Raw genomic sequence first — 22,013 nt, forward strand, 5'->3', positions numbered from 1 at the left:
TCGAATCAAAGAGTGCGGGATTGCGCGTCGTTGTCGCGACGCTCGTCGTCGGAAGACGGGCTGCCTTCGGCGACGGGTTGTTGCGGTTTGCCGGCCGGCGTTTGCAGGACCGAGGTCTGGCCGTTCGGAACGTTCAGCATGGCGTTGTCGCCGGAAGGCAGCTGCCAGTTGAAGGTGGCGGAGGCCACTTTCAGCACCTGCGGATCGGCGTATGCGCCCAGCGGATCCGGGCCGAAACTATCAGACGGGACCGTACCACGGAACAAAGACGAGGCGGTAGGCGTGGTCGGGATGACCGGCTGCGGCGCGGTGATGGCGGACAGGCGGTCGATGACGCCCGTCGGACCCCACGTGACGCCGTTCAGGTAGTACGGCGAGCCCACCAGCGAGCTCTTGATGGAAGCGGCCGCCACGGCGCCCGTCTTGCCACCCACCGTGCCCCACACGTCGGCCGAGCCGGCGGTGAGAACGGTCAACGAGCCCACGTCCAGCTTGTGGCTGAGGTTGGCGTCGTTCAGGCCGATGCGCAGCGCGCCCAGCGGGCCGGCGGCCAGCGTCAACGCCGTTTGCGGGCCCACCAGGCCAACCGCGGTGATGTCGCCGTTGGTGCTGATGGTGGCATTCGCGCCTTGCAGCGTGGCGGGTGCGCCCAGGTTGATGGGGCCTTGGCTCACCAGCAATTGCGCGGGCAGCGTCAGGCCGGCGCCGCCGGTCTGCGTGAAGCCCGTGGCGGCCTTCACCGTCGAGCCGGCGGCGAACGTCGTCGTGCCGGCCGGGTCGGTGTTGGTGATGCGGATCGGACCCGTGTCGGCGGTAACGTCCTTGCCGAACGCGACCTTGCCGCCCGTGATGTCGATGCTGTCGGGACCCGAGGCGCGGACGTTGCCGTTGTAGCTGGCGGACTTGGCTTCCAGCTGCTGCACGCGGTAGGCGCTGACGTCGCCGTTGAACACGATGGTGTCCACGGCGCGCAGCGTCAGCGAGCCCAAGTCGGTGGCGTCGCCCGCCACCAGCACGTTCTTGCCTGCGTTGATGGCCAGGTTGTTGCCGTTGCCGTCCAGCTTGCTGCCCAGCACGACCGAACCCGTGGTGCTGGTCAGGTCGCGGTCGCCGGTCAGCGTTACCGCGCCGGTGTAGACCTGGTCGCCGGTCGTGACGACCTTGCCCGGGCCCATCGTGGTGGTGCCTTCGATCGCCAGGCCGCGCAGCGGCGTGGTCGCGCCGATGTCGCCCTGGATGTCGGCGTTGCCGGCGATGATCAGGCCTTGCTGGCCCGACTCGGTACCGTCCACGCCGGCCTTCAGTTGCACGTTGGTGCCGGTCAGCGTGGTGTCCGCGCCGGACAGGATCACATGCTGGCCATACTGCTGCGAACCCGTGGTGTCGACCGAACCGCCGTTGATCAGCACGTCGCCGTTGCCGCTGGTTTGCAGCGACGCGGTGCGAACCGGGCCGTCCAGGACGGTGTCGCCGGCGGCGTTGATTGTCAGGTTGCCCAGGCGCGAACCTTGGCCGACCGGGCCGGCAAATTCCACGTCGCCCTTGTCCGCCGACACAGTCATGTCGTGCCCGCCGTCAACGGCGCCATCGAAGCGAATGTCGCCGTCGCGGCTGGTCACGGTAACGTCGCCGCCCAGCGTGACCGCGCCCAGGTACGACTGGTCGCCCGTGGTCGCGATGCTGCCTTGGCCCAGCGTGGACTTGCCGTTTACCGTCAGGCCGGCCAGCGCATCCTGCGCGCCAATCGGACCCTTCAACACGGCGTCGCCGTCAATGGTCAGCTCATGCGAGCCGTCGGCGCCGCCCAACAGGCCCACCGTGCTGCCCTTCAGGACGGTGTCGCCGCCCAGCACCACGCGTTCGCCGTAGGACTGCGCGCCGGTCGTGTCGACCCGCCCGCCGTTGATGGCAATCGTGCCGCCCACGTCCGACGTGATCGATGCCGCGTAGACAACGTCGTTCAGCGTGGTCGAGCCCTGGCTGGCGATGGCGATGTTGCCCAGCCGGCCACCCGCGTCGTCGCCCACGGCGTCCGTGAACGTGACGTTGCCCGCACCGGCCGACAGCGACAGGTCGTGCCCGTCGCCCTGGCTGCTGGCGACTTTGTCATTGAACGTGATGCTGCCGCCTTGGGTCGTCAACGCCACGTCGCCGTCAAGAGTGACCGCGCCGTTGTACGACTGCTTGCCGCTTGTGCCGATGCTGCCGTCCAGGCTGGACGTGCCGTTGACCGTCAGGCTCGCCAGCACGTCCTGCGCACCGAACGCGCCCTTCAGCACGGCGTCGCCGTCGATGGTCAGGCCATGCTTGCCGTTGCCGCCACCCAACAGGCTGACGGTGCTGCCCTTCAACACCGTATCCGCGCCCAGCGTGACCAGTTCGCGGAAGGTTTGCGTGCCCGTTGTGTCGACCAGGCCGCCGTTGATGGCTACCGTGCCCGGGGCGTCCGTCTGCGCCGACGCGGCGTAGACCGCGCCGTTGAACGTGGTCGCGCCGGCGGTGTTGGCCGTCAGGTCGCCCAGGCGTTGTCCCGCGCTGCCCACGGCGTTCAGGCGAATATCGCCGCCTGCCGTGGAGTCAATGACGACGTTGCGGGTGCCGATCAGCGCGCCGTCGAACGTGACGTTGCCGGTGGTGGTGGACAACGACTGGTCACTGCCCAGCGTGACGTCGTTCTGGTAGTGCTGGTTGCCCGTGGTGGCGATGCCGCGGGTGGTCAGCGTGGCGGGGCCGTTGACGGTCAGGCTGGCCAGCTTGGTGTTGGCGCCGATGGCGCCGGCCAGCGCGGCCGGGCCATCGACGGTCAACGCGTACGCGCCGTCCACGCCATCGGCCAGCGTGACGCCGCTGCCGCTCAACGTTGTGTCGGCGCCCAGCACCACAGCGGCGCTGTAGGACTGCATGCCGGTCGTTGTGACGCTGCCGCCGTTAAGCGCGGTGATGCCGGTGCCGACCTGGTTCAGCGATGCGGTGTTGACCGCGCCGCCGTAGGTGGTGGCGCCGGCCGTCAGAACGGTCAGCGCGTTCGCGCCCGAGACGTCGCCCGTGAACGTGACGGCGCCGTTGCCCGTGTACACGTTGACGCCGCCAGCCAACACGGTGTCGCCATCGACGCCGAAAGCGCCGTTGCCGGTGGTGTACAGGCCGCGCAGCGTCGTGTCGCCGTTGTACTGCTGGGCACCGCTGGTCGCGACGTTTTGCACGCTGATGTTGGCGCCGTCGATGCTCAGGCCGGCCAGGTTGATGGCATTGCCGCCCAGCGTGACGTCGCCGTCGTTGGCGACGATCACTGCTTGCTGGTTGCCGCCGTTCAGCACGCCCGAGAGCTTGACATTGCCACCGTCGCCGTTGGCGGTCAGCGTGCGCTTGCCGCCCGTCAGCGTGGCGTTGCCGGAGATGTCGATGGACGCGCCGGTCAGGTCGCCGCCAAGCGTGACGCTGCCGTTGTAGGTCTGCGCGCCGGCGGTGTCGATGGCTGCCGTGCCGATCTGCGCGCCAAACACCGTCAGGTTGTTGACCTGGCTGTTGGTGATGGCGTGGTTGATACCGACGTTGCCCGATGACGATCCCAGCAACACGTCGCCGTGATTGCCGGCGGTCAGGCCAACGCTGCTGATCAGGTCGCCGACGGCGGCGATCTGGATGCTGCCGTCCGCCGTCGCAACGGCGCCCAGCGTCAGCGGGCCGGTGGCCTCGACGACGATGTCGCCGGCGCCCAGCACGTTGGCCTTCAGGTAACGCGCCGACGTGATGAAGGCGGCGTTGCCGTCGCCGATGCCGTTCTTGCTGGTCAGGTCCAGGCTGTTGGTCGTGACGTCGCTGCCCAGGGCCACCAACGAGCCTTCGGCGGCGGCCAGCACGACCGTGCCGTTCGCGGCGCCGGCGTTGATGGTGCCGACCACCACGTCGCCGTGCTGCGAGCTCAGGTCGATGCCGCGGTTGTTGCCGGCGGCAAGGGCCGACACGTCCAGCGTGCCGGTGGCGTTGGCCGTGATGTTGCCGTTGGCGGTGGACAGCCCGGCGGTCAGTGCGCCGGTATTGTTCAGCGTCAGGTTGGCCGGCGTGGTGACGCCGGTCAGGTTGACGTTGGCGTTGGCCACTTCAGTGGTCAATACCGTGTTGCCGCCCGCCGCGCCGCTGGTGACGTTCAGCGTATCGCCGCGTGCAATGATGTTGCGCGGCGTGGCGCCCGCCGCCACCACGTCTTGCAGGCCCACCAGGGTGATGGTGTCGTTGGCCTGCACGCCCGTGCCGGCTACCGTCAGCGTGCCGTTCGAGGACAGCAGCACGTTGTCGGCGGTATTGGACAGGCCCGAACGCGCGTCCAGGTCGCCCGACGAACGGATGTAGACCGAGCCGTTGTCGCCCGTTTGCGTCACGTCGCCGGTCAGCGTCAGGGCACGCGTGCCCACGTTGTTCAGGGCGATGACCGCGCCATAGGCGCCGGTGGTCAGGTCGCCCAGCGAGGCAACGTTGGTGCGCAGGGCGATGCCGCCCAGCCCGGTGGCCAGGTTGCCCACCGTGCCGATGCTGCCGCCCGCCGTGGCCGTCAGGCTGTTGCCGAAGACCAGGTTGCCCGGAATCGCGCCCAGGATGGATCCGGCCGCCTTCAGGGTGACGTCGCCCAAGGCCAGGGCGTCGATCGTGTTGATCGACAGGTCGCCATTGGACGTGGCGATCGAGATGTCGTTGGTTGCCGAGTTCGTCTTGGTGACGGCGCTGTTCACCAGCGTGGGGCCGGCGGTGGTGATGCCGATGGCGCCGTTCTGCGTGGCGATGGCGTTCAGCGTGGTGCCGGCCGCGCGGTTGTCGTCCAGGAAGATCGAGCCGTTGCCGGTGACTTCCGCGTTGATGACGGCGGCGGTCGTCTGCACGTTGTCGGCCGACCCTTCGGCGCCGCCGATGCCCGCGCCGGCCTTCAGCGTGACCGAATTGCCGATGATGCGCGTGGATTCCTCGCGATCGTCAACGATGGTGCTGCCGGCCTTGCTGTAGTCGATGTTGACGGTGCCCGTGCCGGCGTCGATGTTGCCTGCCACCAGTTGGCTGTTGGCGCCGTTGCCCACGATCTTGATCGTGCCGTTGCCGTTGCTGGCGACGGCGTTGGCGATTTGCAGGTTGCCGGCCGCCGCGATGTCGATCGTGCCGCCGGACAGGTACGAGTAGACGGCGTTGTTGTCCGCCGCCAGATACATGCCGCCCAGCGTGGTCGCCTCGACGCGTTGGCCGCTGGCGTTGATGCGGCCGGTGGCGGTGTTGGAGCCGATGCCGTTGCGAGCGTTCAGGGCAACACCGTACGCCTTGATGGTGGCGCCGGCCGCGTCGGCCAGGATGGTGCCGTTCTCGGCGTTCAGCGTGATCTGACCCTGGGTGGCGCCCGCCTGCACGTTCTTGACGGTGATGTTGCCCTGGGTGGCCTTGACCGAGATGCCGTTGCCGGCGGCGTCGGTGGCCGACGTCATGCTGTTCAGTACCAGGTTGCCCGACGATGTGACGCGCGTTTCGCCGTTGGCGACCGAGGTGGTCAGGCCGCCCAGCAGGTTGTTGGTGCTGTCCAGGTACAGCGAGCCCGTGCCGGTCACGCTGGCGGACACCGGGTTGTTCGGCGCCGCGATCTTGATGGCCGCGTCGTTCGTGCCGATGCCGTTCTTCGCGGTCAGTGTGATGGCGCCCGTGCCCGAACCCGAGATGGCGCCGCCGCCGTCCAGGATGCTGCCGTTCTGCGCATTCAGCGTCAGCGTCTTGTTGGTGCCGTAGCGGACGGAGCCGACCAGGATGTCGCCCGTCGTCGTCGTGACGGACAGGTCTTCGCCTGCGTTGAGGTTGCCCAGGTTGATCGAGCCGGCCTGGTTCAACCAGATGCCGCCCGAGGCCGTGGCCGCGATGTTCTTGACCTGCGTGTTCAGGGCGCGGGTGGACGAGCCAATCGCGTTGGGGGTTTCACTCGACCCGGTGGACAACGTCAGGTTGCCCGCCGTGATCTTCGACGTGCCCGTCATGCCCTGGATCGAGCCGCCGGTGTAGTAGTAGGGGTTGGTCGACAGGTTGACCGACCCATTGGCCGTGACGTCGATGTCGTTCAGCGTGATCGAGCCGATTGCCTGGTACGTGAAGTTCAGGCCGGTGGTGTCACGAACGATGGTCAGCGCGGTGTTGTTGCTGGTGTCGGCGCCGCTGAACGTCAGGTTCTGCGCGTCGATGGTCAGGAAGCCGTAGCTGCCGTTCTGGTTGCCCTGCGCGTTGGCGCGGTTGATGGTCAGGTCGGTCAGGTCGGCCAGGTTGTCGACGTAGATGCTGCCCGGGGTGTTCAGCGTCAGCGACGGCGTGTCCAGATGGATGCGGTTGCTGTTGCCCGAGCCGATGCTGCGCGAGGACCCGTAGTCGGCCGTCAGCGTGACGCTGTTGCCGGTGATGCGGTTGCTGTTATTTGCGCCGACGATGTTGCCCGTGCTGGTCGACAACGCGACCGCGCCGTTGGTGGTGCTGATGGTGCCCACTACCAGGTCGCGGCCGGCGCGGCCGGTATCGGCGGTCAGCGTGATGTTGCCGTCGCCGGTGACCGAGGCGGCCTGCAAGCCGTAGGTTTCGATCAGCGCGATGCTGCCGTCCGCCGTGGCCGTCTTGGTGGCGCTAAGGGTGACGATCGTCGTGCCGCCCGAGCTCAGGTTGGTGGTGCGGATGGCGCTCTTGTTGCCGATCGAGCCATTGGCCGTCAGGTTGACGGTGGTGGCGTTGCTGATCGTGCCGCTCAGGATGGAGCCGCCCGTGTTGTTGACGGTGAAGCTGTTGCCGTTGGTGTTGACCGAACCCAGTTCGATGTCGCCGACGGTGTTGCTGACCGAGCTGGCGCCAGTCGAGGTCAGGCTGGGCAGGCTGGTGTTGCCTTCCACCGTAATGAACGCGCCGCCGCCGGCCGCGCGGCCGGTCAGCGTGCTGACGCGCGTGTCGATGGCGTTGCCGATGCCGCTTGCGCCGATGGCGGTGTTGGCGTTCAGGTTCAACGACGCCGCGTCGATCTTGGTGTTGGCATCGCCATCGCCCAGCAGCGAGGCATAGCGCGAGGTCAGCGACACGTTGTCGTAGCCGACGTTGATGGTGCCCACGGTGATGCTGCGGTCGCTGGTGACGCTAAGGTTCAGGCCGCCCGCATCCGTGATGTTGCCCAGCACCAGGCCAGCCGTGCTGCCGCTGCCGCCGTCGGTGGCGGTAAAGCCGATGTTGCCGCCGTCGCGCGTCGGCGAATTGATGCTGTACGAGCGCGCGCCGTTACCCGTCGAATACAGCGACAACGTATCGATGTGCTTGTTGGAATCGATATAGACGTCGCCGGCGTTCTGGATGTTCAGCAGCGGGGCCGACAGATTGATCTCGCGGCCCGTGCCGCCGATGGCGCCCGATCCCTGCGTGGTCAGCGAAACCTGGGCGGCCGTGATGCGCTGGCTGTCATCGGCGCTGCCCAGGATGCTGTTGTTGCTGGATAGGCGTACGGTGCCGGTGGACTGCGTGTCGATGATGCCGATGTCCTGGCCAACGTTGCTGGACAACATCAGGTTCAGGCCGGTGTCGTCGCGGACATTGTTGACTTGCAGGCGGCCGTCATGCACCACATCGAACAGCAATTCGTTCGACGTGACGTCGTAGGTCGAAGGCGCGACACCCGTTGCATACAACGACAGGCTGGCCAGGTCGACGTCGTTGTTCACGTAGACGTGGCTGCCGCTCGTCAGGTAGAGCTCGCTGGTGGTGGTGTTGATCTTGTCGGCCGAACCCGAGCCGATCTGGCCGGTGGCGAAGAGCGACACCGAATCGCCCGTCACGTGCGAGGCGGGCGACAGGTTGAGCAAGTTGCTGCCCGCGCCGTTGGCGGCCAGGCTGACGGCATGCGCGGGGCCGGTGTCGATGTTGCCGATGCGTACCGTGCGGTCGCCGGAGAACGAGAAGTTCAGGCCGGTGGTGTCTTGCACATCGAACAGGTTGTAGCCGCCGGTGTCCGTGACGTTGAACGTCAGGCCCTGCGCCGCCACCTGCACCACGTTGTCCACGGATTGGTTGGCGTGGTTGGCGGTGACGTTCAGGCTGAACAGGTTCGACGCGTTGTTCAGGTAAAGATTGTTGCCAGTCTGCGTGGTCAGTTGCCGCGTGTCGGTTTGCACGGCATTGCCGGCCGCGCCAATGGACTGCGTGGCGGTCAGGATCAGCGAGGGGGCGACGAAGCTGCTGCCCGCGCCTTGAAGAATCGACCCGTTGGTGACGTTCACCTGCGCGGAGCTGGCGACGTTGTTGTTGCCCAGGGTCAGGGTCTTGTTGTTCGAGATCCACAGGCTGCCGCGCAGGTTCGAGGACAGCTTGTCCACGCTGACGTACAGCGGCTGGTTGGTGTTGTACGTACCCGTGACCGAGCCGGCATTGAGCGTCAGCGCGCCCGTGGTGATGTTGGGGCTGCTGGCGCTGCTGCTGTTGCCGTAGATGTTGCTGTTGCTGCCCAGCGTGACCGAGCCGCCCGCGCCGGTGGCCACGTTGTTGACGGTCAGCGCGCGGTCGGACGAGATCGACAGCGCCAGGTTGCCCGCGGTGGAAACGTTGTTAAGCGTCAGCCCCGAAGTGCCGGTCGAATCGCTCAGCGAGAACGTCAGGCCGGTGGCCGAGACGCTGTACGAATTGTTCTGCAAGCCGCTCGAGCTGGCGTGGTTCGCGGTCAGCGACAGCGACGTCAGCTGCTTGTCGTTGGAGACGGACACGTTGCCCGCCGACGCGATCGACAGATTGTTCGTGCTGGTCGAAGCGGCGACGCTGCCGTTCGTGCCCAGCGCGTTCAGGCTGACGTTATTGCCGGTAATGACGCCCGAGCTGCGGCTGATGGTCGGCAGGAACGACGTGTTGGCGTAGCGCGAGGTCAGCGTCACGGAACCCGCGGCGCCGGTATTGATCGCGCCGGTGGCAATGGCGGAATCGGCGTTGACGGCCAGTGCGGCGCCGTTCATGTCTGCCGCGATCGTCAGGCTGGTGCCACCCGCGATCGACAGCGTCTGGCCGCCCAGCCCGCTGAAGGCATAGGCGTTGGTGTCGAAGTTGGTGGTGCTGCCCGCGTCGCGGCGGCTCAGGTTCAGGTCGATGCTGCTTAGCGCCTGATTCCCGTTGTTCAGGAAGATGTCGCCGTTGTTGGCGATTGCCAGGTTGGCGGTCGCGGTGCGCAGCGCGCGGCCGGCGGCGCCGATGGCCCCGGTGTTTGCATCGCGCGCGGTGTAGCTGTCGCTGCCGGTGGCCGACAGCTTGACCGTGCCGGCCGTGATGCGGCCGGTGCCGGCATCACTGGTGATGCTGGAATTGACGCCGCCGTTGGCCGTGGTCAGGCTGACCGAGTTGCTGGCGGTAATGGCGCCCACCTGGATGTTCTTGCGGCCGCTGAAGCTGAAGTCCGTCAGCCCGCCCGTGATCTGTTCCAGGTACTGCGTGGTGCCGTCGTCGGTGATGCGGATGGTCTGGCCCGCGCCGCCGCCGATGGCGATGGTGCTGGTGGCGCCGGCCGCGCGCTGGCTGTTGATCGCCAGGCTGCGCAGCACGGTGTCGCTGGCGACAAAGAAGTTGATACCCGCCGACAGGCTCAACGCGGACGTGCCGGCCAGGGCCAGCGTGCCGCCCGTGGCCGACGAGCCGATCGAGCTGCTGGAGCCCGCCGTTAACGCGACATTCGCCGCGCGGATCGTGCCGGGGTTGGCCAGGTCGTCGTTGGCGATGTTGCCGCCCGCGATCAGGCTGACCTTGCCGCCCGCGCCAGCATCGATGTTGCCGACCCACAGGTTCTTGCCGTTGGCCGAGAACCCGAAATCCAGGTCGGTGGAACTGGCGATGTCCTTCAGGTGGATGCCGTTGGCGTCGTCCGTCAGCGTGAAGGCCGACAGGTTCGGTGCGGTGATCGCGTACGAGCCATAGACGTAGCCATTGCGCGTGACGGCCAGGCGCGTCAGGCCGGTCTCGTTGTTGACGGTGATGTCGCCACCGCTGGTCAGGCTGACGTCCGGCGCCTGCAAGGTCAGCGCGGCGCCGGCCGCGCCCAGCGAACCGGCGGCCGACAGCGCGATGCTGCTGGCCTGGATCTTCGTGGCGGCGTCGCCATCGTCAAGAATGGAACCCGCGCTGTTGGCCAGCGACGCGGGGCCGGCGGCCTGCACGTTGCCGACCAGAGTCGTGCCGTTCCCTTGCGTGTAGCCAAGCTGCCCGCCTGCCGTTACCGACGCCAGCTTGATGTTGCCGTAGGTGCCGTTCAGATAGAGGTCGCCGCCCGCGTTGGCCAGGACGTTGACCTGGCTGGGGCCGCCCACGCCCACATAGCGCACGCTGCCGCCGTAGTTGCCGCCGATCGAGCCGGTTGCGGTCAACGAGATGTCGCCACCGCCCGCGTACACATTGCCCGAGCCGTTACCCAGGATGGAGCCGTTGGCCGCGTTCAGCGTCACATCGTCGTTCCAGCTGCGTATCGTGCCCGATACCAGCAGGTCGCCCTGGCGTGCGTCGATCTGTACGGCGTCGGTGGCCGTGATGTTGTTCAGCGTGATGACGCCGGTGGTGTTGCTGGAGCCGGTGGGCTTGGGCAGCTGCACATAGAAGCCGCCATTGCTGGCCGAGCCCGACAGGTTGCTGGTCAGGATGTCCAGATAGCCGTTGCCGGTGGCGCCGATGGCGCGGCCGGCGGACAGGTTCACCGAATTGGCCAGTAGCAGGGTGTTCTTGTTGCCGTCGTCGCTGATCGCGCCCGAGGTGTTCAGCGTGATGGAACCGCCATAACCGGCGTCGATGCTGCCGACCGTGACGTCGCGGTCGCTGATGAAGTTGAAATACACCGAGTTGCTGTCGCGCACCTCGTGTATGGTGTGGCCGGTCACATCGTCGGTGATGTTGAACAGCAGCGACGGCGCGCGCACGTCCAGCACGTAGTGATCGTCCTCGCCCTTGTGGCGAGCAGTCACCGTCAGGGTGTTGAGGTCGGCGATGTTGGTCGCGTAGAGGTTGCCGCGCGTGTCCAGCGACAGGTTCGGCGCGTTGACCGAGACGAAATTGGCGTGGGTGCCGATGTCCTGGGCGGCGGCCAGGCTGACCGCGCCCGCGGTGACGCGCGTATCCGCAATGCCGTCATCCAGGATGCTGCCCTGCGTGGACGTCAGCGTGACGCCGCTGCCGGCGCGGATGTTGCCCAGCTTCAGGGTCTGGTCGCCGCTGAACACAAACTGATTCAGCAACGAGCTATAGACCTGCTTCAATTCATACGCATTGCCCAGATCGTCGTTGACGTCGAACGCCAGGAAGGGCGCGGAGACTTGCAGGAAGTTCTTTCGCAGCGGATCGGCGTGCGAGTTGCTGACGGACAGGTAGGTCAGCGTCTTGCCGGGGTTGTCGACGTAGATGTCGCCGCCGCTACCCAGTGTCAGGCTGGCCGAGGACGTCTTGATGTGGTCGCCCGAGGTGCCGATGTGCTGACGCGCTTGCAGATTGATGGCGTTGCCCACCAGTTCGCTGTTGGCATTGGCGCGCAGGATGTTGCCACCCTGGGCGTTCAACGACAGCGTGCCGGTGCCGGCGTCCAGCTTGTTGGCGGTCAGGTCGGCCACGCCGATGACGGAAATGCCGTTGAAGGCCTTCAGGTCATCCAGCAGCACGGAACCCTGCGCCTGGTTCAGATAGATGCTGCCGCCCGTGGCGTGCAGTTCACCCGCCGCCGTGCGCAGGTAGGTGCCCGCCGTGCCCACGGTGTAGCTGCTGTTCGATGCGGGCGCCAGCAAGGTCACGACGTTACCGGTGACCAGCGATGCCGACGTGCCCGTGATGCTGCCGGCGCGCGCGGTCAGCGTGACGTTGCCCGAACCCGCGTTGATCTGGCCGGCGGAAATGCTGTTGCCCGTCAGGTTGACGGCGCCGCCGCCGGAACTGACGTTGTTGGCCGTCAGCGAGCCCGCGCCAGTGATCACGATGGCGGCGTTATCGGCCTGGGCCTGCGTGATGTTCAGGTTGGAGCTGCTGCTGTCCAGGTACACGCCGCCCGTGCCCGCCGTGGCGGACACGTTACCGGCGTTGGTCTTCAGGCTGCGGGACGCGGCGCCGATGATGCCGTTCTGCGCCGACAACGCCAGCGTGTTGGTCGAGATCGTGGTGGCGTCATCGCCGTCGTCCACGATGTTGCCCATGGTCGACGTCAGCGACGTCGATGCGCCGGCCTTGATGGCGCCCAGGGTCAGGTTGCCGCTGCTCCACACGGACAGCGGGCCGGTGGTTTCGACGGAACGCAGGTTCAGCGCGCCGAAGTTGTAGAGATACACGCCGCCCGCGCCGCTGGCGGCCGTCAGCGTGGCGGTCTGGGTGTTCAACGCCAGGTCGGCGCTGCCGATGGCGCCGTTGTTGCCGTTGCTGCCGCTGGCCTTCAGCACGATGCTGCCCGCGCTCATGCTGCCCGGGATGCTGCCGGCCAGGATGTCGCCGGCCGTGGACGTCAGGGCCAGCGCGCCCGCGCCCAACGAGACGGAGCCCACGCGGATCGTGCGGTCGCCGGTGAACGAGAAGTTCAGGCCATTCTGGACGGCCCGGTTCAGGTAATAGCTGCCGTTGTCCGCCAACGAGAAATCCAGCCCGCCGGCCGAGGTGAGCTGGTACGTGTTGTTGACGCCGGGCTGGGCGTGGCGGCTGGTGATGTCCAGCGTGCTCAGTACCGAGCGGTTGGCCGCGAACAGGTTGCCGCCGGTGGCAAGCGCCAGCCGCGATGTCTGGGTGTTGACCGCGTTGCCGGCCTCGCCGATGTTGCCGCCGCTGGCGTCCAGCGTGACGGTGTTGCCCGCCACGACCTGGTTGGCGCCGCCCACGTTGCGGATGCTGCCCGCGCTGGTGCGGACCAGCGCCGCGCCGCTGCCGGCGTCAATGACGTTGGCCAGGTTGATGTCGCCGGTGGCGTTCAGCGTGATCGCGCCGCCCCGGCTGGTCAGCTTGCCGATGTTGTTCAGCGTGCTGCCCACGCCCAGCGCTTCCAGCGTGATGGCGCCGCCTTGGGTGCTGATTTCGGTGTTCGAATTCTCGAAGCGGATGCCGCCCGTCTGCGTCGAGCGCAGCGTGAAGCTGTTGCCCGAGGTCGTCTTCAGATTGATCGCGGCCATGTCCGCGATCGTGATCTGGCCAGTGGCTTCCAGCTTGATGTTGGTGGTGCCGGCCAGGCTTTCCAAGAGGCCGCGCGACACGGTGTTGTTGGCCGCGTTGGCGTCGCCGCTATTGAGCGTGCCGTCGCCCGCGCTGCCGTCCAGCGCGCCCGAGCCGTTGCCGGAATCGACGATGCGCAGGTCGGTCGGGTCGATCAGCAACAGGCCGGTCTTGCCCTTGGGCGCGCGCATGTCCACCGAGCCGGTCAGGCCGATGTTCTTCTTGCTGGAGACTTCGGCAAAGCCACCGTCGCCGCCTTGCTCACCGCCGCGTGCCGACAGGCTGCCGGCAAAGGCGGTGGCCTCGTTGGACCACATCGTGACGCTGCCGCCGTTGCCGTTGACGCGCGCATCGGCCTTGAGCGTGGCGCCCGCCGCCACCTTGACGGTGGACGACTTGCCGCTGAATGCCGCCGAGCCGTCGTCCGGGGCAACGCCCAGGCTGCCCAGGGCGATCTCGCCGCCGCCCGCCGCGCCGGACACGTCGATGGCGGCGCCGCGCGCCACGTCCACGTGTTCGCCGGTGACGACGACCTTGCCGCCTTGCTGGCCGGCGCCGGCGCCCGTGGCGTCGACCGTGCCCGCGATCTTGACGGTGCCGGCGTCGCCGCCGGACAGCACGATCTTGCCGTTCTGCGTGCCCACCGACTGGGCGCTGATGATGCCGTCGGTGTTGACGACGTTGTCGATCACGCCCTTGACGGCGCGCGCCGTCATCAGCACCGTACCGCCGTCCGCGCGGATGACGCCGGTGTTGGTCACCAGTGCCGATACCGGCTTGCCGCTGGCGTCCTTGGGCAGATCGCCAACGGTGGAAGTGGCGTCAAAGGAAAGCAGGCCGTCGCCCTGGAAGTCCACCGTGACGGTGTTCGCGCCGGCCAGGGCCACGCGGCCCAGCTTGGCCTGGATCACGCCCGAGTTGCTGACCGACGGCGCCACTAGCGCGGCCAGGCCGCTGTCCTTGATGGTGATCGTGCCTTCGTTGACGATCCGGGCGTTGGCCTTGGTGGAGGCCTGGTTGAACTTGTAGTTGCCGGCCAGGAAATCCTTGTCGCTGATGTTCGCCGTGGTGGCGACCAGGCCGCCCACGTCGATGCGCGCGCCCTTGCCGAACACGACGCCGTTCGGGTTGACCAGCATCACCGTGCCGTTGGCGTTCAACTTGCCGAAGATGGCCGACGGGTCGTTGCCGACCACGCGGTTCAGCGTGACGCTCTTGCCGCCGGGCTGGCGGAAATTGACCGTCTCGTTGGCGCCGATGCTGAAGTCTTTCCAGTTGATGATCGCCTTGCCGCTGGACTGGTTGATGTCCAGCGTGCCGTTGCCGCGGTCATTGATGGTGGCGGCGCCACCCACGACGGTGCCGCCGGTGGGGTTGGCGTGCGCGCCGCCAGAGGCCAGCGAGCCAATCAGCACGGCCAGCGTGCTGAGCGCGGGCAGGGCGGTGTCTTTCTTCAGGCGCATGCGGCGAGCGGATGGGGCGAGGCTGCGGGATTTGCGATTCATGGTCGGTCTCTTGTCGTTCGCTGCTTAGTACTGCGCCGAGATGCTGAAAAATACGCGGGGATTCTTGTTGCCCTGGGTCAGGACGTCGCCGCTTGTGGGCTTGGCCACTTCAAGCGTGGCGTACAGGGTCTTGCTGAGGTTGGCGCGCATGCCCGCGCCAATGGACGACACGTTGGCGCGCGTCAGCGGCGCGCTTTCGCTGCGCGACCAGATGCGGCCGCCGTCGACAAACGAATAAACGTGCGCGCCGTGCGGCAGGAAGTTGTCGGTGGACACGGCGTAGCGCAGTTCCAGCGAGCCGGCCAGGCCGGAATCGGCGGACATTTCGCCGTCGTCATAACCGCGGCCGAAGTTGGGTCCGCCCAGCGCGAATTCCTCGCTGGCCAGAAGCGGGCTGGCGCTGTATTGGCCGGCAAAGGTGGCCACCAGCGACAGGCGATCGGTCAGCTGTTGCAGGCGCGTCAGTTCGGCGGTCAGCTTCAGGAAGTCCGAACGGCCCTTGGCGCGCGAGGCCAGCTCGGCCCCTTCTTGCGTGGCGCCCATCGCGTCCAGGCCCTGGTGCACCGTGCCACGGATGGCAGTGATGCCGTTCCAGCTGTCGGTACGGTCATAGCTCAGGCCCGCGCGCAGCACGCGCAGCCGGTCGCGCGTGAAGGGCGTCTCGGTAATGTCGGTGGCCACGTTGCGCACGTCGAACATGCCGAAGGCGCGCAAGTTCTCCAGGCGCGAGCGGATCAGCGGATAGGTGACGGTGGCCGTGTAGGCCTGCACGTCGCTGGCAACGTTCAGCGGGGCCAGGTCGCGGCCCGGCTCGCTCTTGGCGTAGCTGGCGGCCAGGCCGAACGTCATGCCGCTGTCGCTGACCAGCATGTCGTAGTTGGCGGCAACGGCCTGGCTGCGGTAGGCCGGAAAACCCAGGCGGCCGCTCAGCGTGAAGGTGTCGGCGCGGGCGCCGAACGAATTCAGCGTGACCTGGCCGGTCATTTCGCTCCAGCCCAGGTAGGGCGAGCCACGGTTATCAATGCCCAGGCGCGCATCGACGGGCTTGCGTTCGCTGTGCACCACCAGCACCGAGCCGCCCACTTCCTTGGGCGAGGCCTCCAGTGACGCGCGCACCACCAGGCCGTTCAAATCATTGGCCAACAGCAGCTGGCGTTCGACTTCGGCCACGTTGATCGGGCGCACGCCACGCAGGCGCTGCACCAGCTTTTCGACCGCCGCCTGCGCGGGGCCGATGTCGCCGTCGTACTTCACGTCCGACACATAGCCCTCCACCACCACGATGCGGAACACGCCGCCATCGACGGTCTGCGCGGGCACGATCACGCGCGTGGTCACGTAGCCGTCATTGCGGTAGAGCAGTTCGATGTCGTTGGCCACCTTGAAGGCGTCGGCCACCGTGATCGTCTTGCCGACCATTCCCTGGTAGAACGCGCTGAGGGTCTCGGGCGCGTAGTGCGTCACGCCTTCCACGCGCATGTTGGCCAGCGTGAAGCTCAGCTTGTCGGCGCCCACCGGGGCCTCGGACGCGCTGCCCTGCTGCACCGTCACTTCCGGGGCGGTGGTCATGCTTTCCGGCATGGCCGGCTGGGGCAGGGCGCGGCCGGGCTCGGCGGCGGACGGCAACTGCGGGCGCACGCTTTGCGCCGCGGCGGGGCTGGTCGCCAACGCCAGGGCCGTTAAGGCCAGACCGACATGCAGGGAAAGGGGGGACAGGCAGAGGACAACGGGGCGGCAAAATCGGGAGAGGCGGCGCATGAGTACTCGGACGGCGACTTGTTACATTTGGATTTAATAGATGCTATTTGACATATAAGTCACGCTTGGGTACACAACATTTTTGCAACTTCCAAGCCTTGAGATATGCCTACGCTCGTGGCGCCATCACTGGTGGAGACTGGCAAATACAGGGGAATTCGGGTGTCGCAAGCCTGTGGCGGCGACGCCACAACGACACAAAAAGAACATCCCCTTCGACCAGGTTCGCGCTGTAACAAACATTATCGTAAGTACGCAAATATTCCATTACCGAGGTTTGCTGGAATGTCAGGCAGGTTTGCCGCAAGGAAAATTATTCGAGTCATAGCCTCGAATTTGTCTCGTGTTACCAACGCGAGCGCGGGCCAACATGAAAGAATGCGCGGCATGAACGACGCCTTCTTTTCGATGGCTCCGGGCCAGCTCGCGGGCTTACGCGTACTGGTCGTGGAGGACCGCCCCGAAGACCGCATGCTGCTGGTGGATTTCCTGACCAGCCAGGACTGCCGCGTCTATGTGGCCGAGGACGGCAATGACGGCTACCGCAAGGCGCAGCTGGTGCAGCCGGACATCATCCTGATGGACGTGACCATGCCGGTGTGCGACGGCCTGGCCGCCTGCCGCCTGCTGAAAGCCGACCAGGCCACGCGCGGCATCCCCGTCATCTTCCTGACGGCGGCTAGCCTGCCCGGCGAACGCGTGGCGGGTCTGTCGGCCGGTGCGGTCGATTACGTGGCCAAGCCCTTCGACTTCGAGGAAGTACGCCTGCGCCTGCTGATTCATCTGCGGGTAGGGACCACGCCCGCGGCCCCGCCGACGCCCGTGCCCGCCGTGACCGAAACCCATGCGGACGACGGCACGTCCGCCGCCGCGGCCGGCGCGACGCTGGACGGTGTGCTGTTTCGCGCCGCCCGCAAGCTACTGCGCGAACGGCTGGATCACACGCCGGAATTGATGGCGCTGGCGCAGGCGCTGAACACGAACGCGCGCCGGTTGAATCAGGCTTTCCGGCGCTGCGCCGGCACGACCGTGTTCGAGTTCCTGCGCGAAGAGCGCATGCGCGAGGCGCGCCGCTTGCTGTGCGAAACCAGCCTGGATATCCAGGCCATTTCGCAGGCGGTGGGCTATGGCAATCGGGGCAATTTCTCTACGGCTTTTCGCGAGCGCTTCGGCATGCCGCCCACGGCCTTGCGCCAGGAGCTTGATCCCTATGCATGATCGCCGCCTGGGCTTGCCGGGCAGGCTGCCGTTGAAGTGGATGTTGCCGTTGATGTTGCTGTTGCTATGGATCCTGTCCTGCGTGGCGCCGCCCGTGCACGCGCAGCCCCTACCGCCTGCAACGCCCGTCGTCGACCTGAACGCCGTGACCGGCAAGCTGCCGCTGAACCACGAAATGCTGGGCCTGGAAGATACAACGGCGTCCAAGGACGTCAGCCAGATCCTGGACGGGCCCTGGCAGCCCGTGGCGCCCGCCTGGCTGAACCGGGGCTTTTCCAAATCGGTGTACTGGCTGAAGCTGGACGTGCGCAACCCCACGCAGGGCTTTGTTGAGCGCTGGTTGTCGTTCGGCGTGCCCCGTCTGGAAGACGTGCGGTTCTATCTGTATCCCGCCGGGCAGCGGGAGCCTTCCCAAGTCATCCTGGCGGGCAATCGCGAGCCGCTTGCGTCGCGACAAGTGCCGTCGTCGGTGTCCGTGGCCCCGCTGCTGCTCAATCCGGGTGAACGCGTGACGGTGCTGGTGCGGGTGCAAAGCCGCTCGGCCATCAGCATGGAACCCACCTTGTGGACGCCGGGCGCATTCGTGGGCGCGGCGCAGCGCGGCACGCTGGTGCTGGCGCTGCTGATCGGCGCGCTGTTGATGGTGGTGATCTACACGGGCGTGCTGGGCGTGGCCCAGCGCGACCTGGTGTTCATGCTGCTGTCCGCCGCCATCATTACTGAAATCCTGTACAGCATTTCGTACCAGGGCCTGCTGTACCGCTACGTGGTGACAGGCGGCGGCGAAGTGGTGCTGCGCGCGCCCAGTGTGCTGGGCACGCTGGCGGCCACGGTGTTCGGGTTCTCGGTCATGCTGTTCGCCGATCTGCACCGGGTGCGGCTGTGGCGCTGGGTGTACGGCGTGCTGATCGCCGTCGGGCTCGCGGGCTCGGTCTGGGCGGCGTTTGGCGAGTATCGCGCCAGCGCGCAGGCGCTGGTCGGGCTGGTCTTCCTGTGGGGGCTGGTCTGGCCCATTTCCATGGCCGATGGCTGGCGGCGCGGGCATGCCAACGCGCGCATCTTCCTGCTGTCGTTCGCGGTGTACTGCGCCTGCCTGTTCCTGCGGCTGGCTTTCATCAACGGGCTGCTGCCCGGCCGGTGGGAAGGCGGGCCCGAGGTGGCGTGGGATTTGTTGTCGGTATCGCTGATGCTGGCCGTGTTGGTGCACGGCCGAACGCGCCAGCATCGGCAAGAAAAGCTGGCCATTGAAGCGGAGCTGACGCAGGCGCGTGAACGCGAGCACCAGCGGCTGGATTACGCCGTGCGGGAACGCACGCAGGCCTTGCAGGAAGCGTTGATTCAGGCCGACGAGGCCGGACGTGTGCGCCAGGACTTTCTGGCGCGCATCAGCCACGACCTGCGCACGCCGCTGACCTCGATCATCGGTTTCGCCGATCTGATCCAGGCGGGCGGGCGTGACGATGCGCCGCGCGGCGCCATCATTCGCCGCAGTGCCGACCACATGCTGGGCATGGTGAACGACCTGATCGATTACGCGGCCGGCGTCGGCGGCCAGGCGCTGCGCGTATCGCCGGAATACGTGCACGCCTTGCTGGATGCCGTGGCCAAGGAATCGGCGCCCATTGCCGCCCGCCATAACAACCAGTTTGTATTGCGCGTGTCGGACTCGGTACCCGCCGTGTTGGAAATGGACGGCAAGCGCGTGCGGCAGGTGTTGTCCAACCTGATCGACAATGCGGCCAAGTTCACCCGGGGCGGCGTCCTGACGCTGACGGCCGACTACACCGTGGCTGGCCCTGCCGCTATCGACGCAGCGGGGCAGTTGGTGCTGTCGGTGCGCGATACGGGTTGCGGTATCGCGCCGGCCGATCGCGACCGCATCTTCGAACCGTTCCACCGGTTGGCGGCCGCGGATAACCAGCCCGGGGTGGGGCTGGGCCTGGCCATCGTCCAGCAATGGGTGCAGCGCATGGATGGCGATATCCGCGTGGAAAGCCACGTGGGGCTGGGGACCTTGATCAGCGTGACCTTGCCGGTCAGGAAGATGGACGAGTCCCGCATCTCGCATCACTACATCGCCGCCGCCCCGCATGTGCTGCCGACGCTGGACGGATCGGGCAAGCATCTTTGGCTGGCCGAGGATACGCCCGAGATCCGCGAATTCCTGGTCGAGGAACTGGCCAGCATGGGTTTTCAGGTGGACAGCGAAGCCGATGGCCGGGGCATGGTGGCGCGCATCCAGGCGCAGGACGCACGGCGCCCCGACTTGATCCTGACCGACCACCGGATGGAAGGCGTGGATGGCTCGGTGGTGCTGGCGGCGGCCCGCGCGCGCTGGCCGGACCTGCCGGTGGTGGCGGTGTCGGCCACGCCGCACGACACCTTGGCCTTGGGCGGCGCGCGTTATGACGCCAGCCTGCTCAAGCCCATCAGCCTGGTCGAGCTGCGGCATGTGCTGGGCCGGCTGTTGAACCTGGCGATCAAAGCCGTCGGCGACGAAGGCGAACCCGCATCGACGCCCACGCTTGCCCCGCGTTTGTCCGGCGCCGAGCTGACGCAGCTGCAAGTGCTGCTGGATAGCGGCGCCATCTCTGACCTGATCGACTGGTCGCGCGCGTTGCAGGCGCGCGATGCGGCGTTCAAGGACTTTTGCGCGGCGCTGCAACGGATGGCGAAACAGGGCGACATCGGCGCGATTCGCAAGCTGTGCGACACCCTGCGCGCCGGCTGAACCACAGAGGACGGCGCGCAAAAGGCAAAGGGGCCGGTTGCCCGGCCCCTGCGTGACGCGTCGGCTTACACCGCCGACACGCTGCCCGTTGGTTTGCCCGCTGTTGTAGCGGTGGCCGCGGTGGTGGCTGTCGCCACATCCGGCGGCACGGTCACGATCGATGTCAGCGACGGGTTGGCGGGCGTCAACGCCGCCAGGTCCGGACGCGGGCGTTGCAAGTCCGCGTTCCCGGCAAAGGCTTGTTCCATGCCTTGCGCCGCCGCCAGCACCTCGCGGTCGCCGCGAAAGCGTCCGATGATCTGCATGCCGAACGGCATGCCCAGATGGTCGCGGCCACAAGGCAGCGTCAGGGCCGGGTGCGTGGTCAACGTCACCACATACGTCAGCGCCAGCCAGCGATAGTAGTTTTCCTGGCGACGGCCGTTGATGGACTCGGCGTATAGCTGCGTCCACGGAAACGGCGACACCGGCGTGGTGGGCGACAGGATCAGGTCGTAGTCGTCAAAGGCTCGCTGGAAACGCTTGATCAGGCGCGTCTGTTCGGCTTGCGCCCAGGCGCAGTCCTTCAGGCTCATCGCGGCGCCCATTTCGAAGTTGGCGCGGCTGTTGGGGCCCAGGCTGTCTGGGTCTTTTTCGTAGGCGTCGCGCATGCCCGCCACGAAGGCCTCGGCGCGCAGCACGTCAAAGCAGCGGTGGGCCTCGCCGAAGTCCAGGTCGATGGGATCGCAGGCCGCGAACAAATGGCGCATGGCGGCGATCTTCGCGCGGAAGGTGGCGCGGATGCCGTCATCCACATCGCACTGGCCGAAGTCTTCGGTGTAGGCCACGCGCAGGCGGCCCAGGTCGGCCGTGCCCGGCGTCAAGAATTGCAACGGGTCCAGCGGGTAGCTCAGCGGGTCACCGGCGTCGGGCCCGGCGCTGGCCGCCATTTGCAAACACGCGTCCGCCACCGTGCGGCCCATCGGGCCGACGACGGAAATCGGCGTCCAGCCCAGCAGCTTGCGCACGCTGGGCACCACGCCGGGCGATGGCCGAAAGCCCACCACGCCGCACTTGGATGCCGGGATGCGCAGCGAGCCACCGGTGTCCGACCCCGTGCAGACCGGGAACATGTCGCTGGCCAGCGCGGCGGCCGAACCGCCCGACGATCCGCCGGCATTCAAATTGGGGTTGAACGGGTTGCCGGTCGCGCCCCACACGGTGTTGCGCGAGTTGGCGCCCGCGCCCATTTCCGGCACGTTGGTCTTGGCGGTGACGATGGCGCCGGCGCGGCGCAGGCGCGCCACCAGCGTCACGTCTTCGGTGGGAACGTGGTCGCGATAGATCTGCGAGCCAAAAGTGGTCAACAGCCCGGCGGTGGGCTCCAGGTCCTTCACGCCCAGCGGCAGGCCGTGCAGCAAGCCCAGCGCGTCGCCCGCCATCACCGCCTGTTCGGCGGCGCGGGCTTCCACGCGGGCGCGCTCGAACGCGGTGGCGGTGACGGCGTTGATGTACGGGTTGACCGCTTCGATACGCGCAATGCACGCGTCCAGCAATTCCACCGGCGAAAGCTGGCGCGCGCCGATCAGGCGCCGCAGCTCAACGGCCGACAGCGAGACGAGGGAATCGTCCAGGGTCATGAATACTTC

The 22,013-nt window shown here is 67.1% G+C and carries 5 protein-coding genes; 2 read left to right on the forward strand and 3 right to left on the reverse strand.

Translation table 11 applies throughout. The features are described 5' to 3' along the window. Nucleotides 1–5: 5 nt before the first annotated feature. Together V6F88_RS17595 and V6F88_RS17600 are read right to left on the reverse strand one after the other, a co-directional pair. Nucleotides 6–14,678: a filamentous hemagglutinin N-terminal domain-containing protein gene (locus V6F88_RS17595; RefSeq protein ID WP_332611056.1), complete on the reverse strand. Its 14,673-nt coding sequence runs from the start codon at nucleotides 14,676–14,678 to the stop codon at nucleotides 6–8. A gap of 24 nt (nucleotides 14,679–14,702) precedes the next feature. Continuing rightward, nucleotides 14,703–16,436, reverse strand: coding sequence for a ShlB/FhaC/HecB family hemolysin secretion/activation protein (locus V6F88_RS17600; protein WP_332611057.1), 1,734 nt, complete (start codon nucleotides 16,434–16,436; stop codon nucleotides 14,703–14,705). A 378-nt stretch (nucleotides 16,437–16,814) separates the two neighbouring features. Between V6F88_RS17600 and V6F88_RS17605 the strand changes: the two genes are divergently transcribed. Then, nucleotides 16,815–17,654, forward strand: coding sequence for a response regulator transcription factor (locus tag V6F88_RS17605; RefSeq protein WP_332611058.1), 840 nt, complete (start codon nucleotides 16,815–16,817; stop codon nucleotides 17,652–17,654). After that, entirely contained in the window at nucleotides 17,647–20,385 is a 2,739-nt protein-coding gene (locus V6F88_RS17610) for a hybrid sensor histidine kinase/response regulator (protein ID WP_332611059.1), read from the forward strand. Before V6F88_RS17605 ends, V6F88_RS17610 begins: the two co-directional genes overlap by 8 nt. 65 nt (nucleotides 20,386–20,450) lie before the next feature. On the opposite strand, the gene V6F88_RS17615 is transcribed toward V6F88_RS17610, so the two are convergent. Beyond that, a complete protein-coding gene (locus V6F88_RS17615; protein ID WP_332611060.1) occupies nucleotides 20,451–22,004 on the reverse strand; it encodes an amidase in 1,554 nt (517 codons plus the stop codon). Nucleotides 22,005–22,013: the final 9 nt, after the last annotated feature.

The sequence above is a fragment of the Achromobacter sp. ESBL13 genome, from assembly GCF_036668755.1.
Taxonomy (GTDB): Bacteria; Pseudomonadota; Gammaproteobacteria; order Burkholderiales; family Burkholderiaceae_B; genus Achromobacter.

Bases quoted from the DNA above. Each gene is read 5' to 3' on its own strand.
- V6F88_RS17600 (WP_332611057.1), bottom strand. From the start codon at position 16,436: ATGCGCCGCCTCTCCCGATTTTGCCGCCCCGTTGTCCTCTGCCTGTCC.
- V6F88_RS17605 (WP_332611058.1), top strand. From the start codon at position 16,815: ATGCGCGGCATGAACGACGCCTTCTTTTCGATGGCTCCGGGCCAGCTC.
- V6F88_RS17595 (WP_332611056.1), bottom strand. From the start codon at position 14,678: ATGAATCGCAAATCCCGCAGCCTCGCCCCATCCGCTCGCCGCATGCGC.
- V6F88_RS17610 (WP_332611059.1), top strand. From the start codon at position 17,647: ATGCATGATCGCCGCCTGGGCTTGCCGGGCAGGCTGCCGTTGAAGTGG.
- V6F88_RS17615 (WP_332611060.1), bottom strand. From the start codon at position 22,004: ATGACCCTGGACGATTCCCTCGTCTCGCTGTCGGCCGTTGAGCTGCGG.